The sequence below is a fragment of the Vogesella sp. LIG4 genome, from assembly GCF_900090205.1.
Lineage (GTDB): Bacteria > Pseudomonadota > Gammaproteobacteria > Burkholderiales > Chromobacteriaceae > Vogesella.
Window position 1 is genome coordinate 60,690 of sequence record NZ_LT607802.1, and the last position, 14,800, is coordinate 75,489.

At 65.7% G+C, this 14,800-nt stretch carries 11 protein-coding genes and 1 riboswitch; of the genes, 6 read left to right on the top strand and 5 right to left on the bottom strand.

Features of this window, described 5'->3' with window-relative positions:
* Window positions 1–26 precede the first annotated feature (26 nt).
* Together PSELUDRAFT_RS00295 and PSELUDRAFT_RS00300 are read right to left on the bottom strand one after the other, a co-directional pair.
* Window positions 27–2,906: an adenosylcobalamin-dependent ribonucleoside-diphosphate reductase gene (locus tag PSELUDRAFT_RS00295; RefSeq protein WP_088964963.1), complete on the bottom strand. Its 2,880-nt coding sequence runs from the start codon at window positions 2,904–2,906 to the stop codon at window positions 27–29.
* Window positions 2,907–3,212: 306 nt separating this feature from the next.
* Window positions 3,213–6,497 carry a DUF748 domain-containing protein gene (locus PSELUDRAFT_RS00300; RefSeq protein ID WP_088964964.1) on the bottom strand — a complete coding sequence of 1,095 codons (3,285 nt, stop codon included), beginning with the start codon at window positions 6,495–6,497 and terminating at the stop codon, window positions 3,213–3,215.
* A gap of 192 nt (window positions 6,498–6,689) precedes the next feature.
* On the opposite strand from PSELUDRAFT_RS00300, the gene PSELUDRAFT_RS19110 reads away from it, so the two are divergent.
* The 6 genes from PSELUDRAFT_RS19110 (at window position 6,690) to PSELUDRAFT_RS00325 (ending at window position 11,680) form a co-directional block, all read left to right on the top strand.
* Window positions 6,690–6,851: a hypothetical protein gene (locus tag PSELUDRAFT_RS19110; RefSeq protein ID WP_157724975.1), complete on the top strand. Its 162-nt coding sequence runs from the start codon at window positions 6,690–6,692 to the stop codon at window positions 6,849–6,851.
* 13 nt (window positions 6,852–6,864) lie between these two features.
* Window positions 6,865–8,205 (top strand): glutamine synthetase family protein, encoded by a 1,341-nt coding sequence (locus PSELUDRAFT_RS00305; RefSeq protein ID WP_088964965.1) that lies wholly within the window; start codon window positions 6,865–6,867, stop codon window positions 8,203–8,205.
* A gap of 115 nt (window positions 8,206–8,320) precedes the next feature.
* Window positions 8,321–9,007 (top strand): ParB-like protein, encoded by a 687-nt coding sequence (locus PSELUDRAFT_RS00310; RefSeq protein WP_088964966.1) that lies wholly within the window; start codon window positions 8,321–8,323, stop codon window positions 9,005–9,007.
* 59 nt (window positions 9,008–9,066) lie between these two features.
* The gene (gene earP, locus PSELUDRAFT_RS00315; protein ID WP_088964967.1) at window positions 9,067–10,218 is read left to right on the top strand and encodes an elongation factor P maturation arginine rhamnosyltransferase EarP; all 1,152 of its coding nucleotides are present in this window, start codon (window positions 9,067–9,069) and stop codon (window positions 10,216–10,218) included.
* 58 nt (window positions 10,219–10,276) lie between these two features.
* A complete protein-coding gene (gene efp, locus PSELUDRAFT_RS00320; protein ID WP_088964968.1) occupies window positions 10,277–10,840 on the top strand; it encodes an elongation factor P in 564 nt (187 codons plus the stop codon).
* Between the two features lie 99 nt (window positions 10,841–10,939).
* A riboswitch (yybP-ykoY riboswitch) is annotated at window positions 10,940–11,114 on the top strand.
* Window positions 11,115–11,119: 5 nt separating this feature from the next.
* Window positions 11,120–11,680: a TMEM165/GDT1 family protein gene (locus PSELUDRAFT_RS00325; RefSeq protein ID WP_179947563.1), complete on the top strand. Its 561-nt coding sequence runs from the start codon at window positions 11,120–11,122 to the stop codon at window positions 11,678–11,680.
* Window positions 11,681–11,741: 61 nt separating this feature from the next.
* On the opposite strand, the gene PSELUDRAFT_RS00330 is transcribed toward PSELUDRAFT_RS00325, so the two are convergent.
* The 3 genes from PSELUDRAFT_RS00330 to PSELUDRAFT_RS00340 form a co-directional block, all read right to left on the bottom strand.
* The gene (locus tag PSELUDRAFT_RS00330) at window positions 11,742–13,553 is read right to left on the bottom strand and encodes a methyl-accepting chemotaxis protein (protein WP_088964970.1); all 1,812 of its coding nucleotides are present in this window, start codon (window positions 13,551–13,553) and stop codon (window positions 11,742–11,744) included.
* Between the two features lie 112 nt (window positions 13,554–13,665).
* Entirely contained in the window at window positions 13,666–14,265 is a 600-nt protein-coding gene (locus PSELUDRAFT_RS00335; protein ID WP_197693912.1) for a methyltransferase domain-containing protein, read from the bottom strand.
* 86 nt (window positions 14,266–14,351) lie between these two features.
* Window positions 14,352–14,753, bottom strand: coding sequence for a DUF1289 domain-containing protein (locus PSELUDRAFT_RS00340; RefSeq protein WP_088964972.1), 402 nt, complete (start codon window positions 14,751–14,753; stop codon window positions 14,352–14,354).
* Between the last annotated feature and the right edge of the window lie 47 nt (window positions 14,754–14,800).

Genomic DNA, 14,800 nt, shown 5'->3' on the forward strand with positions numbered 1-14,800 from the left:
GCGGCTTTGTCATATGGCAAACCTGCTCAGCCGCAGGCGCCCACGTGGCCGCAGGCGGTGCAGAACTCGCAGCCGTCCTTCTTGATCAGCGCGCGGTTGCCGCATTCCGGGCAGGCCTTGCCGGCCATCGGCGCCGCTGCCACGTTCACCACCGCGCTTTCAAACAGATCGCCCTGCTCCGGCACCATCACCCCCATTTCCTCCACCGGCACGCCGTCCTCGCTGAGGATGCCCAGCATGGCATAGCGATGGATTACCAGCCGCGCGAGGTAGGCCTCGGTGGACGGCCAGCTCTGCGATTTGTCGCTGCCCGGGGTGCGGGCGAAGAAGTCGGCCTGCGGCTCGGCATAGCTCAGCAGCTTGCGTAGCTTCATGCCTATCCACGCCGGGTCGATCACCCGCATGTCGAGGCTGAGCATCTTGCACAGCCCGTCCAGCTCGCGCGGGTAGTGGCCGGCCAGCCACAGCGAGTACGGCCGGCGCTGGCCGTTGGGCAGCACCAGTTCCTTCACGAACAGCACGAAGTCGTCGCCAGTCTGCGGGTTGTTCACATCCACCGACCAACTGATAGTGCCGTCGGTGCCGGATTTCGGCTCCTTGCGCGCGAACAGTGCGTCCATCACCGGAGTGGCGTCGCCGTCGGCCAGGCTCAGCGCGCCCAATTGCTCGACGCGGAATTTCACCACCCGGCCCAGCGCGGCGGCAGCGGCGCTGCTGCCCACCGGGCCGTCCCCCAGCTCGGCGCGGTAGTGGCGGTCGCCGCGGGTGGCGGCCAGCGCGTCCAGCTTGGCGGCCAGCCAGGCGCGGTCGCGGCAGCGCATGTCCATCGACAGCGTCTTGGCAATCGCCCCCAGGCCGCGCGGCACGTCGCCGTTGACCCAGCATTCGAACGGCAGCGGCGCTTCGCCCGGCTGCTGGCCTTCGATATGGCCGACCATCACCGCGAAGTCGCCCTCCTCGCCTTCCACCATAAAGGTCCACGACGGGTTGCCGTGCTTGAGCTTGGGGCGGTGCGGCCACTTCAGGCTGGCCAGCGCCGGGCTGGGTGCGGTGTTCAGCGTGATGCGGCGGTCCGGGTCGTTCTGGTTGCCCAGGTCCTGCGGCAGCTGCTGGCTGGGCGCAGGGTTGGCCGCAGGCGTCGGCTCCACCGACAGCACCGAGCCCAGCACGCTGTTGGGGCGATAGGTGGTGATGCCCTTCAGCCCGGCGCGCCAGGCCTCCAGGTACAGGCTTTCGAAGTCGGCGAACGGGTAATCGGCCGGCACGTTCACGGTCTTGGAGATGGCGGTATCCACGTACGGCGCCACCGCCGCCACCATGCGCATGTGGTCCAGCGCACTCATCTGCAGCGCGCTGACGAAGTAATCCGGCAGCGCATTGGTGTCGCCGCCCTGCATGCGGTACACGCGGTAGGCGTGGTCTTCCACCAGGTATTCCTGCTGCGTGCCGTCCGCCATGCGCTTCTTGCGGGTGTAGTACCAGCTGAACGGCGGCTCGATGCCGTTGGAGGCATTGTCGGCGAAGGCCAGCGAGATGGTGCCGGTAGGCGCAATGGACAGCAGGTGCGAGTTGCGGATGCCGTGCTTGCGGATGCGCGCCTTGAGCTTGTCCGGCAGGCGGCTGGCGCAGTGCGGCGCCGCCAGGTATTTGTCGGCATCGAACAGCGGGAAGGCGCCCTTCTCGATGGCCAGGTCCACCGAGGCATCGTAGGCGGCATCGCGCATGTGTTCGGAGATGCTTGCGGCCAACCTGCGGCCCTGTTCGCTGTCGTAGCGCACCTTGAGCATGATCAGCGCATCGCCCAGGCCGGTGAAGCCGAGGCCGACGCGGCGCTTGTTCTGCGCCTCGCGCAGCTGCTCCTGCAGCGGCCACACGGTGAGGTCCAGCACGTTGTCCAGCATGCGGATCGACGTGCGCACCACCTTCTCGAACGCCTTGTAGTCGAAGCTCGGCGCCTCGCCGAACGGCTGGCGCACAAATTTGCACAGGTTGATGGAGCCCAGGTCGCAGCAGCCGTAGTCCGGCAGCGGCTGTTCGCCGCAGGGGTTGGTGGACTCGATCACCTCGCAGTAGGACAGGTTGTTGTCGGCGTTGATCTTGCTCATGAACAGCACGCCCGGCTCGGCGTGGTCATAGGTGGAGTGCATGATCTGCTGCCACAGCTCGCGGGCGCGCAGCTTGCGGTACACCCACAGCCCGTCGTCACGCTGGTAGCTGCCGGGGAAGGCGTCGGACGCCGGCGCCACCGCATGGGTCAGCTCCCAGTCGCCATCGGCATCCACTGCCTGCATGAAGGCGTCGGACACACCCACCGAGATATTGAAGTTGGCCAGGTCGCCCTGGTCCTTGGCGTGGATGAAGGCTTCGATGTCCGGGTGGCTCACGTCCAGCACGCCCATCTGCGCGCCGCGGCGCGCGCCGGCGGATTCCACCGTCTCGCAGCTGCGGTCGAACACGCGCATATACGACACCGGGCCGGAGGCGCGGCTGTTGGTGCCCTTCACCCGCGCACCCTTGGGGCGGATGCGGCTGAAGTTGTAGCCCACACCGCCGCCTCGGCGCATGGTCTCGGCCGACTGCAGCAGCGCCTCGTAGATGCCGACCTTGCCGTTCTCGGCTTCCGACACCGCATCGCCCACCGGCTGCACGAAGCAGTTGATCAGCGTGGCCTTGAGGTCGGTGCCGGCGGCGGAGTTGATGCGCCCGCCGGGGATGAAGCCGCCATCCAGCGCCTCGTAGAACAGCGGGGCGAAGCGCTGCGGGTCCTGCTCCAGCGCGGCCAGTGCCTGCGCCACGCGCAGGCGCACTTCACTTACTGATTGTTCGCCGTTCTTGGCGTACTTTTCCAGCAGTACTTCGCGCGAAATATCCTGTTCCGCAAACACGGCGCTGTTGTCCCGGTTCATGCCATCCCCGCTAGATGTGGTGTCAGAAAAATTGAAATATAACTAGATATAGCGGGCCATGGCATTGATAGCCATCAAAGCTGTACAGCAGGACAGCCTGCGGCCAACCCTTTGCGGCGTGCCTGCAACAGCCCGCAATGCAGCATGCCAAACGACTGCGGCCAGGCGGGTTTCCCAGCCTGGCCGCATGCACTACACGCAGATAGTTGCAGGGCAGGTTAAGCCGAAACTTCATACCCGCATGGTTAGCCCGCTTCGCGCGGGTATGGCTTACAGCCAACCCGCCCTACAGGGCTGCCCGCGCCATTATTTCAGTTTCACCAGCAGCGGCACCCCATCCTTCTCTGCCTTCACCTTGTCCGGCTCCTGCACGCTGACGCGCGCCTCCAGCTCCGGCTTGTCCTGCAGCAGCAGCTTGCGCGCCGCCTCGCCGCGCGCCTTGGCCAGTGCCGCCAGCGCCGCCTGATCCACTTTCTGCGCCGCCAGCAGCTCCTTGCGCATGGCCTGCGCACGCTCGGCAGTGTCTTTCTCGGTGGCCACGCGTTTGAGCCAGGCAAAGCGCCCCAACTGCGCGGCGTAGACATCGCCCACCGCCTTGCGGATCGCCGGGTCGCCCATGTCCGGCAGCGGCAGCGGCTCATCCGGCTGCAGCTGGTAGGCCGCACGCTTGAGGATGTCGCTGTCCACGCGGTAGCGCGCCAGTTCGCGGCTATCCAGCTCCGGGTCGTAGCCACCGCCGATGGCCAGTGCCAGCTTGGGTCGCTTCAGCATCAGATCGGCCAGCTTGCCCAGCTTCTCGCGCTCCGGCGGCGGAATACGCGCATCGCCGGCATCGGTGTAGATGGCATCAAAGCCCTGGCCGCCGAACAGCGCGCGGAACGGCGCGGTAACGATCTTGGTCAGGATGTTGCGGAAGGCCTGCCACACCAGGTGGCCGTAGGAGAAGTCCGGCTGATCCAGGCTGCCGGCCACCGGCAGCGCCAGGTCGATGCGGCCGTCGCTGTCTTCCAGCAGTGCCACGGCGAGGCGCAGCGGCAGGCGGGTGCCCTGGTAGTTGGGCACTTCATTGCCCAGCTGGATGTGGTCGATCACCACGCGGTTGTCGCCGTTAAGCTGGCGATCCTTCAGCAGGTAGCGCAGATCGGTGGTCAGCCGGCCATCGGTGATCTGCCAGCCGGCAAAGTTGATCGAATACGGGTTGAGGCTGCCCAGCGGGATGTTGCGGAAGCTCAGCGTCATGTCCAGGTCGCGCGTTACCTCGAACGGCGACAGCGCGCCGCGGATGCGCACGTCGCCAAACTGGTCGACGCGGCCATCCAGCGTTACCGTGCCGCGGCGGCCCGGCTTGCTGGACAGGCCTAGCACGGTACCGGACAGCGAGTGGATGCGGGTGCCGAAGCTCGGCTGCATGCCCATGTCGGCAAAATCCATGCGCGCATCGCGCACGCGGATGGCGCGTACGTCCACCACCGGCGCCGCGCTGGCAGCGGCCGGTTTACTGGCGGCCACCGGCTTGGCGGTGGCCGGCGCCGGCTTCATCAGGTGCGCAAAATTGGGCACCCGCTTTTCGTCCAGGATCAGCCGCAGCTGTGGCGCCACCAGGCGCACATCGCCAATGGCGACACGCTCCGGCTGCGCCTTGATGCCGCTGATGGCCAGCTGCTGCCAGCCCAGCAGCGGCTCACGTCGCCCCGGCTCGAACAGGGCGAGCCGGTTCAGCGCCGCCTTGCCGTCCGCCTGCCAGCGCTTGCCATTGACGGCAAAGCCCAGATCGGTGGACAGCTCGCCGCCGCCAAAGCGCAGCACGGTGCTGTCCAGCGCATACGGCGCCACCCCCTGCAACGGCAGGCCGCTGGATTGCAGCTTGCCCTTGATGTCCTGCAGGTTGGCCGCAGCGGTAGCGTCCAGCTGCAGCTTGCCCTTGCCGAGCGCGCCGCCAAACTGCAGCGCCCAGCCCTGCTGCGGGTCGCCGCTGGCCTTGGCGGCAAGGTCAGTCAGCTGCAGCGCCACCGGCGTGCTGGTGGTGGCATCCTTCCAGCCGATATCGCCGCCGGCCAGGGTCACGCTCGGGTAGCGCAGCTGCCAGGTCGGCGCGGCGCTGTCACTCGCCGCGGCGGCCGCCGGCTTGCCGCTGCCGGAGGTTTGACGCAGCGCTTCCAGCACGTCGATGCGGCCCTGGCGGTCGCGGTTGGCGGCCAGCTGCAAGCCCTGCAGGCTGATGTCACCCGGGGTGATGCGATGCGCCGCCAGGTCCAGCTCGCTGCTGGCCAGTTGCAGGCTGCCCAGGCGGGCGAACGGCTGCTGGCTGCCGCTGGCTACAGCCAGTTGCGACAGCGCCAGCGTGGCAGCATTCACTTTCAGCGCGCCCTTGGCATCCAGATTGATGCCGGCCTGCAGGCTGTCCAGCTTCAGGCGGGCCGCCAGCGGGGCGGCAAAACCGCGATGGGTGGCTCCCAGCTGCCAGTTTTCCAGCCGCAGCTGCGGCACGCTCACCTGCCAGCCCGGCTCTGCCTTGGCGGCGGGTTTGCTGGCCGCAGGTACCGTAGCGGCCGGCGCCGGCGGCAAGGCTGCCAGCCAGTCCGGCTGGTTGCTGCCATCCAGCACGGTAGCGAATTCACCACCGGCCAGGGTGACCTTGCCCAGCTTCAGCTGTTTGCCGATCAGCGCGAACTGGCCGTCACTCACCGTCAGGCTGGCCAGTTTGAACGGGCTGCCGGTTTTCGGCGCCGCCAGCGCCAGGCCATCCAGCCGCGCACTGAAATTGCGCGACCAGACACTGGCCGAGAAGCCGGCCAGGTCGAAGTGATACGGCAGGTTCAGCGCCAGCTTGCCCTGCGGCGCGTCCAGCTGCAGGTAGGGATGCACATAGGGCCAGATGCCCTTCAGCGTCAGGCCGTCCACCTTCAGCACGCCGTCGGACTGCACCGGCTGCAACAGCAGGCTGCCCTGCCAGGCCAGGCGGGTGCCGTCATCCAGTTCCGCCGCCAACTGGTAGCGGCCCTGGTTCTGCGGCAGGGTGGACAGGTTCTGCAGGTGGAAGTCCAGCGGCAGTACCTGGCGCTGCAAGTTGCCGGCCAGCGCATCCTGCACGTGCACCTGCCCCTTGTTCAGCGCCAGCATGCGGATCAGCAGCTTGGGCGGCTGCGAGGGTTTCTCTTCCTTCGGCTGCGGCGGGCCGCTGGCGTCCTGCACCAGCCGGCTCCAGTTCCACACCCCCTGGCTATCGCGCGCCGCCCACACGTGCGGCGCATCCAGCGAGATGTCGGAGAACTGGAAGCGGCCGATCAGCAGCGGCAGCCCTTCGGCATCCACGTTCAGCCGCGCGGCGCTGAACATATTGCTGCCGTCACGGTCGCGCAGCGCCACATCGTGCAGGGTGAGGCGCAGCGCCCACGGCGCGAACTCCACCTTGCCCAGCGTCAGCTTGCGGCCAACCTTTTGCGCCCAGTTGCCGGCGGCGTAGTCCACCGCCTTGGGCACGCCGGCCCACAGGCCGGCCATCAGCACGGCAATACCACCGGCGGCCCAGGCCAGGCGGCGTGGCCAGCGCGAGCGCGTCAATGGCGGTTTGGGGGCGTCGGTATCATTCATATTTAAACAGTTCCGCAATTGTCGGCAGGGTGTGGGTTTTCCTCCACAGCTGCCGCCAGTAAAAGTAGGACGGGAGTTGCCGCCGGGTGGCCGCCACTCTTAGCATGGCGAGCCAGCCGATGATGATTTTAAACATCAGTGGCGAATGGCAATTTTTCACCCTTCATTTTATATCCAGAAAGGAAACGCATTTTGATTGATCTGAACGGGCTTGGTTTCCAGCGCCAGCCTCTGCCCCGCCACCCCAGCGACCAGCGCCTGTGCGCCACGCTGGCTTTCCTGACCCTGGCACAGCGCCGCAAGACGCTGCTGAACCACGAACGCCGCTGCACCAGCTCCGGCGCGCATACCTGATTTCGAGACACCCATGACCCACAATGCCCAAGCTATCCAGCAATGGCTGGACGACCATCACATCACCGAAGTGGAATGCCTGATTCCGGACATGACCGGGCTGGCTCGCGGCAAGATCGTGCCGCGCCACAAATACAACCCCGCCGAAGGCCTGCGCCTGCCGGAAGCCGTGCTCAGCATGACCGTGACCGGCGACTACCCGGAGCGCGAATTCACCTCGGTTGCCGACCCCGACATGCGTCTGATTCCGGACGCCAGCACCATCCGCCCGGTTCCCTGGGCGAAGGAACCCACCGCCCAGATCATCCACGACTGCGTCAATTTCGACGGCAGCGACGCCGACCTGGCGCCACGCAATGTACTCAAACGCATCCTCAAGCTGTATGAGCAGGAAGGCCTGTCCGCCATCGTGGCCCCGGAAATGGAGTTCTACCTGGTAGAGGTGGAACCCGATGAAGACATCCCGCTGCGCCCGCCGGTTGGCCGCACCCGCCGCACCGAGGCCGGGATGCAGAGTTTCAGTATCGATGCGGTCAACGAGTACGACGACATCTTCGACGTGATGTACGACTGGTGCGAGGCGCAGGGCCTGGCGCTGGATACGCTGATCCACGAGATGGGCACCGCGCAGATGGAGATCAACCTGGACCACGGCGACCCGCTGGCGCTGGCCGACCAGGTATTCCTGTTCAAGCGCACCGTGCGCGAGGTGGCGATCCGCAACAATATGTACGCCACCTTCATGGCCAAGCCGATGCAGGGCCAGCCGGGCAGCGCCATGCACATACACCAGAGCGTGGTGGATGCCGACGGCCGCAATATCTTCAGCAAGCCGGACGGCAGCGCCTCCGACGCCTTCCTGCATTTCATCGGCGGCCTGCAGACCTATCTGCCGGCGGCAATGCCGTTCTTTGCGCCGTACGTAAACAGCTACCGCCGCCTCAGCCGCTTCACCTCGGCGCCGATCAACCTCAGCTGGGGTTACGACAACCGTACCTGCGGCCTGCGCGTGCCGCATTCCGGCCCCGAGGCGCGGCGAGTGGAAAACCGCCTGGCCGGAGTGGATGTGAACCCCTACCTGGCGCTGGCCGCCAGCCTGGCCTGCGGCTACCTGGGCATGCAGCAGCGCATCGCCCCCAGCCAGCCGCTCACCGGCAGCGCCTACGAGCAGCCACACCAGCTGCCGCGCCACCTGGACGACGCCGTGGACATGCTGCTCAAGTGTCAGCCGCTGGCCGACATCTTCGGCGAGCATTTCATCCAGACCTATGGCGCCATCAAGGAGGCCGAGTACAGCGAGTTCTTCGACGTGATCAGCCCGTGGGAGCGCCGCTTCCTGCTGCTGCACGTGTAAGCACCAGTACCGTCAGCACCATGCAGGCCGGGCATGCGCCCGGCCTTTTTGTTTGCCACTTGCCAGACGATGGCGCCACCGCTTAGCGTGCGGTTTTTGCCACCGGAATACCGCCATGCGCCTGCTGCCGCTTGCCCTGCCGCTACTGCTTGCCGCCCGCCTTGTCGGCGCCGCGCCCTGCCAGCCGGATACGCCGGCAGGAGACTGGTGCGACACCCCGTTGGCCGCATTGCACCCCACCCAGGGCGGGGTGGGCATGCTGCAAGTGGCAGACGAAGCGGAGGCGCTGCGCGGACTGTCCGCCGACAAGCTGGCGGCGAAGATCCGCAAGAAGGTGATTCCGGTGGTGATCGGCCCGCAAGGCCGGCTGTACCTGGTGGACCGCCACCACTTCGCCAGCGCGCTGCTGCGCATCGGTGTCAGCACTGCCAGTGTGCAGGTAATCGGCCACTTGCCACGCGCCGACGACTTCTGGCAGCAGATGCAGGCGCAGCACTGGGCCTGGCTGCGCGACGAACACGGCCAGCCGCTGGCGCCGGCCGCCCTGCCCGCCACGCTGGCGGCCCTGCCGGACTACCCCTATCGCAGCCTGGCCGGCCAGCTGCAGGACAAGGGCTACTTCCGCAAACGCGACGCGGTGTACTTCGTGGAGTTCGCCTGGGCCAGCTGGCTGGGGCAACGCATGGGCTGGGCGCCGGTGGACCGCGCCAGCCTGCCGACCCGGCTGAAGCAGGCGGAAAAGCTGGCCTGCACCCGGGATGCCAGCCAGTTGCCGGGCTACCCCGGCAAGGCCTGCCCCTGAGCGGCTTTGAGCTGCGCTACCAGCTGCGCTATGCTGCCCGCCCATTCAAGGAGACCGACATGCCGCCGCTGCGCTGGGACATTTTCTGCACCGTCATCGACAACTTCGGCGACATCGGCGTGACCTGGCGCCTGGCGCGCCAGCTGGCGGCCGAACACGCCGCCGCCGTAACGCTGTGGGTGGACGACCTGGCGAGCTTTGCGCGCATCGCGCCGGCGCTGGATACCAGCCAGCCGGAACAGATGCTGGGCGACATCCGCGTACGCCACTGGGGCAAGCCGTTCTGCAGCGACTTCGACGTGGCCGACGTGGTGATCGAAGCGTTCGCCTGCGAGCTGCCGGCGCCTTACCAGCAGGCGATGGCGGCACGGGCAAAAAAGCCGGTGTGGCTGAACCTGGAATACCTGTCGGCGGAAGACTGGGTGGCCGGCTGCCACCGCATGGCCTCGCCGCATCCGCGGCTGCCCTTGACCAAGTATTTTTTCTTCCCCGGTTTTGACGAAAACAGCGGCGGCCTGCTGTGCGAAGGCGGGCTGTTGGCCGCGCGCGACGCCTGGCAGGCAGACCGCGCCGCGCAGGACACCTACTGGCAGGCACGCGGCGTGCCGCCCTGCCCCGCCGGCGGCCTGCGCATCAGCCTGTTCGCCTACGACACCCCGGCGGCGGCGCAATGGGCGGCAACGTTGGCCGCAGGCAACACCCCGGTGCAGCTGCTGGTGCCGCAGGGCCGCGTGCTGCCGGATGTGCTGGCCGGCATCGGCATCAGCCAGCCGGCACAGGCCGGCGACAGCTTCCGGCACGGCGCGCTGCAGGTCTGCGTACTGCCGATGACCGACCAGGACGGCTACGACCGCCTGCTGTGGAGCTGCGACCTGAACATCGTGCGCGGCGAAGACAGCTTCGTGCGTGCGCAGTGGGCCGGCCGGCCCTTTGCCTGGCACATCTACCGCCAGGAAGAGGACGCGCACATGGAAAAACTGGTGGCCTTCCTGCAACGCTATCTTGCCGCGCTGCCGCAGGCCGAAGCAGCCGCCATCCGCGACTTCAACCTGGGCTGGAACCGCGATGCGCTGGCTCCCGACGCCTGGCCGCGGCTGCTTGCCGCACTGCCCGCCTGGCAGGCCCATGCGCTGGCGTGGCCACAGTCGCTACTGGCTCACGGCGACCTGGCAAGGAATCTGGTGCAATTTGCCAAAAAGCAGCTACAATAGCGGGTTTTCCGGAAACCCGTTTCCGATTCTGATTCAAGACTTTAGGACTTAAAGACGCATGAAAACCGCTCAGGAACTCCGCGCTGGTAACGTATTCATGGTAGGTAGCGACCCGATGGTCGTGCAGAAAGCCGAATTCTCCAAATCCGGCCGCAACTCCTCCGTTGTCAAAATGAAGATGAAGAACCTGCTGACCGGTTCGGCTTCCGAAGCCGTTTACCGTGCAGACGACAAGTTCGACGTTGTGGTACTGGAAAAGCGCGAGTGCACCTACTCCTACTTCGCCGACCCGATGTACGTGTTCATGGACACCGAGTTCAACCAGTACGAAGTTGAAGCCGAGAACATGGAAGAAGTTGTGCCGTTCATCATCGACGGCATGGAAGACAAGTGCGAAGTGACCTTCTACAACGGCAAGGCCATCTCCGTTGAACTGCCGACCACCGTGGTACGCGAAGTGGAATACACCGAGCCGGCCGTACGTGGCGACACCTCCGGCAAGGTACTGAAGCCGGCACGCATCAAGGGCACCACCCTGGAAATCCCGGTTCCGGCCTTCGTTGAAATCGGCAACCTGATCGAAATCGACACCCGCACCAACGAATTCAAGAAGCGCGCCTGATCGCCCGCCTCTGTTAGAAAAACCGGCAGCCCTGCGCTGCCGGTTTTTTTTTGTACCACCGCTGCGGCCAACCTTGCCGGCGCCTGCCATTGCCGGTAACATGCGCCGGTCCTGAGGGAGTAGCCGACCCGCGAGAAAGCGGGGGTCTGCGTCAACATACTTGGCGGTTCCGCCATGGCGCAGACGACACACTGTCTGGCAAGACTCATGATTCGTTGTGACCGGCGGGGGCTGCGTCATGGCGGGTCATGCGTCGCGTGCAGCCCCCTCGGAGTCATCATGCTTTCCCAAGCCTTCCTGCTGTCCACCGGCGTTGTCGCCCTGGCCGAAATCGGCGACAAGACCCAACTGCTCGCCCTGTTGCTGGCCACCCGCTTCAAGAAACCGGTGCCCATCATTGCCGGCATTTTCGTCTCCACCATCTTCAACCACTTTGCCGCCGCCTGGCTGGGGCAGTACGCCAGTGGCTTCCTCAATACGCAGGTGCTGAAGTGGCTGCTGGCCGCCTCCTTCGTCGGCATGGCGATCTGGATGCTGATTCCGGACAAGCTGGACGATGACACCCGCCTGCGCAACAAGCTGGGCGTATTCGGCGCCACCGTGGTGGCCTTCTTCATGGCCGAGATGGGCGACAAGACCCAGATCGCCACCATGGCGCTGTCCGCCCGCTACCACGACACGCTGTCGGTGGTGATGGGCACCACGCTGGGCATGATGATCGCCAACGTGCCGGCCGTGCTGCTGGGCGAGGTGGCCACCCGCAAGCTGCCCATCGCGCTGGTACACCGCGTGGCCTCGGTACTGTTCCTGGTGATTGGCGCGCTGACGCTGATGATCTGATGCCGGCGGTTTGCTAGATAAAACAAGGGCCCCGACGGGGCCCTTGTGCTTGCTGCAGCGCCTACTTCGCCCTGCCGCTGTCTTCCAGCATCACCATCGGGTCAAAGCCGACGCGCAGCGCACCCCAGTGGCGGCTGTTCAGGAAGATGGGCAGCGCAATTTCCGACAGCACTTCGCCGGTGTCGCGGGTGTAGGTCTGCAGCAGGAAAGGCTGCTGGTTGCGCGCCGACTTGATGCCGGTGGGGTCGTTGAACATGCGCTTGTCGCGGCTATTCACCAGGTCGGTGGCGGCATCGCCGCTTAGCGGCTTGGAGTAGAAACTGTTGTGGGTGGGTGCATAGCCGTTGTTGTCCACCATCACGCAGAAACGGCCGCCGCGCACCTGCTGCACCACGCGGTCGTACAGCTGCTGCAGGGTCTTTTCCAGCTTGGTGTCGTAACTGGTGTGATATTTCGGCGGCTGGGTGCCGGCTATCGGCTGGTAGCGCTGGTCGAACACATCGCTGCCTTCCTTGCCGGCGGTCAGCAGCATGCCCTGCAGCTGGTCGCGCGCCTTCTTGGCTACGGCAATGGATTCGTCCAGCACGCCTTCGCCCAGCACGAAGCGCGCCACCAGCTCCTGCACTTCCTCCGCCGCGCGCGACAGCTCCACCGAAACGTCCTCGGACACTTTCAGGCTGCTGGACACGCCCTGGCTCAGAGTGTGGATCTCCCCCACGTTGGCGGTGATCTGCTGGTTGGCACTGGCAAAGTCGTTCATGGTGCTGGCGATCTGCGTCATGCTGTGCGCGGTGGTTTCGAAGTCGCCCATCATGCGGCCGAAATGCTGCGAGGAACGGTTCACCACTTCGCGCGCCAGCGAGGTGTCGCCGGTAATCAGGTTGGTTTCGTCCTTGGTGTTCTTCACCAGGCCCAGCATGCCGTCGATATTGCCGGAGATTTCGTCGGTGGCCACCTTCACCCGCTCGGCCAGCTTGCGCACCTCGTCGGCCACCACGGCAAAGCCGCGGCCAGCCTCGCCGGCACGCGCCGCCTCGATGGCGGCATTCAGCGCCAGCAGGTTGGTCTGCTCGGACACTTCCTTGATCAGGTCGACAATGGCCTTGATGCTGGCCGAACGACTGGACAGCTCGTCCACCGTCATATTGAACTGCCCCACCCGCTCGCTGACGCTGCCGATACGGCTGGCGGCATCCTGCAGCTCGGCGTAGGAGGCGCGCGCGATATCCAGGTTGCTGAGGGTGGTCTGCGAAATCTGCTGCGTGTCGGCGGATACCTGGGTAACGCCGCTGCTGGAGCGCTCGCTGGCCACGCTCACCTGGCTGGCGAGGCTGGCCTGCTGGCCGGCGCTTTCCACCGATTCGTGGATGGTCTTGCGGGTGCGCGCGGAATCCATGGCAATGCGCATGGTCATGGTGCGCACATTGCTGATGATCTCCCGCATTTTCTTCAGGAATTCGTTGTAGGACTGCGAAAGGTCGCGAATCTCGTCGTGGGTGATGGTGGGAATCTCGCGCGACAGGTCGCCTTCGCCGGCGCCGATCTCGCGGAAGATGCTGATGATCATGTTCAGCGGCCGCACGATGAGGAAGCGCAGGTACCACACCATGAAGGCGATGAACAGCAAGGACACGCCCCAGATGACGAAGGACCACAGGATGGTGCGATCCAGCAGCGCGTGAATCTGCGCCAGCCCGGCACTGGTGATGCTCTGGCTGCCCACCAGGGCGCGGATGTCGTTCAGCGCAAAGTAGACGTAGGCGATCAGCACGAGCTGGAACAGGCTGATGAAAAAGAATGCGCACAGTTTCTTGGTCAGAGAGTTCCAGAAGGTTCTCTCTATCAGGTCGTAGCTCTTCCAGAACCAGTCCATGTGTGTCTTCTCCTGTGATTTATTGTTCTACCCGGTGCAGCGGGAGCCAGCGTAGATAATCGATGGTATCGATAAATTCTGGCAGTGACTATTCGACCTTGGTTGATAGTAATCAAGCTTCCTGCGATCTGCGCCACACCATCCAGTGCTCGCCATCGCCGAACACCGGCAGGCTGCCAAGCGGCTTCAGCTGGCGCTCCAGCACGAAGTACCGCCCCAGCAGCGCCTGCAAAGCGGCGGGTGCGATGGTGTAAGGCGGCCCGCCGCGTTTGTCTCCGAGATAAAAATAGCCCGCCAGCACCGCGCCGGCCGGCAAGATAGCGGCCATGCGCGCCGCGTACGCCTCGCGCATGCGCGGCGGCAGTGCGCACAGGAAGGCGCGCTCGTACACCCAGTCCCACGGGCCGTCGGTGGCGGCGGAGAAGAAATCGGCCTGCTGGATGAGGTGGGCAAGCTCGGGGTGCAGCTCGCGGGCGCGCGCCACGGCCGGTGCACTGAAATCCACCGCCAGCACCTGGCAGCCCTGCTGCGCCAGTGCGGCGACTTCGTAGGCAGAGCCGCAGCCCGGCACCAGTACGCGGCGGCTGCCCGCCTGCAGCAGCCGGCCTGCCTCGTCGGCAAAGCTGCCGGGCAGCCCGGCGGTATCCCACGGTGTGCTGTGCTGTTGGTAGCGCTGGTCCCAGAACCCTGCGTCGCCGCTGTCTGCCGTCATGCTGTCTGCCCTGTCATGCCTATTCCGATGGCCTGAACATAGCAGCGCACCCATCCTGCGGCAATGCGATTGTCAATCAGCGTCAGCTAGCGGGTGGCCTGCAGAAACTCGCGCAAGGCCTGCGGCCAACCTTCGTCCGACACCAGCAGCGCGCAGCGGTGGCCATCCAGGGTCAGCGGCACTTCGCGGCGCTCGCCCTGCTGCTGCGGCAGGGACATCTGCAGCAGGCGGCCGTCGTGCAGTTGCAGCTCGGCGTATTCGCCCTGTGCGCCATCTTCGATGCGCAGATGGCCGCCGGCCATCCTGGCCAGCGCCTGCCACACCCGGCGGCGTGGCAATGCAGCCCACACCCGTGCCTTGTGCCCGGCGTCCAGCTCGTACCAGCAGCTGATTTCGGTGAAAGTGCGCGCGCAGCCCTGGCATACGTCGTCACCGATGGCGGTGGAACATACGCCGATGCACGGGGTTTCTGCGGTGGGCTGCGGCATGGAGAACCTGTGAAATGAAAGGGAGCGCCGCAGTGTAACGTCTGCGT

What these genes read in the sequence shown, in the direction of transcription:
- PSELUDRAFT_RS00295 (WP_088964963.1), bottom strand. Translation starts at nt 2,906, where the DNA reads ATGAACCGGGACAACAGCGCCGTGTTTGCGGAACAGGATATTTCGCGC.
- PSELUDRAFT_RS00300 (WP_088964964.1), bottom strand. Translation starts at nt 6,497, where the DNA reads ATGAATGATACCGACGCCCCCAAACCGCCATTGACGCGCTCGCGCTGG.
- PSELUDRAFT_RS00305 (WP_088964965.1), top strand. Translation starts at nt 6,865, where the DNA reads ATGACCCACAATGCCCAAGCTATCCAGCAATGGCTGGACGACCATCAC.
- PSELUDRAFT_RS00310 (WP_088964966.1), top strand. Translation starts at nt 8,321, where the DNA reads ATGCGCCTGCTGCCGCTTGCCCTGCCGCTACTGCTTGCCGCCCGCCTT.
- earP (WP_088964967.1), top strand. Translation starts at nt 9,067, where the DNA reads ATGCCGCCGCTGCGCTGGGACATTTTCTGCACCGTCATCGACAACTTC.
- efp (WP_088964968.1), top strand. Translation starts at nt 10,277, where the DNA reads ATGAAAACCGCTCAGGAACTCCGCGCTGGTAACGTATTCATGGTAGGT.
- PSELUDRAFT_RS00325 (WP_179947563.1), top strand. Translation starts at nt 11,120, where the DNA reads ATGCTTTCCCAAGCCTTCCTGCTGTCCACCGGCGTTGTCGCCCTGGCC.
- PSELUDRAFT_RS00330 (WP_088964970.1), bottom strand. Translation starts at nt 13,553, where the DNA reads ATGGACTGGTTCTGGAAGAGCTACGACCTGATAGAGAGAACCTTCTGG.
- PSELUDRAFT_RS00335 (WP_197693912.1), bottom strand. Translation starts at nt 14,265, where the DNA reads ATGACGGCAGACAGCGGCGACGCAGGGTTCTGGGACCAGCGCTACCAA.
- PSELUDRAFT_RS00340 (WP_088964972.1), bottom strand. Translation starts at nt 14,753, where the DNA reads ATGCCGCAGCCCACCGCAGAAACCCCGTGCATCGGCGTATGTTCCACC.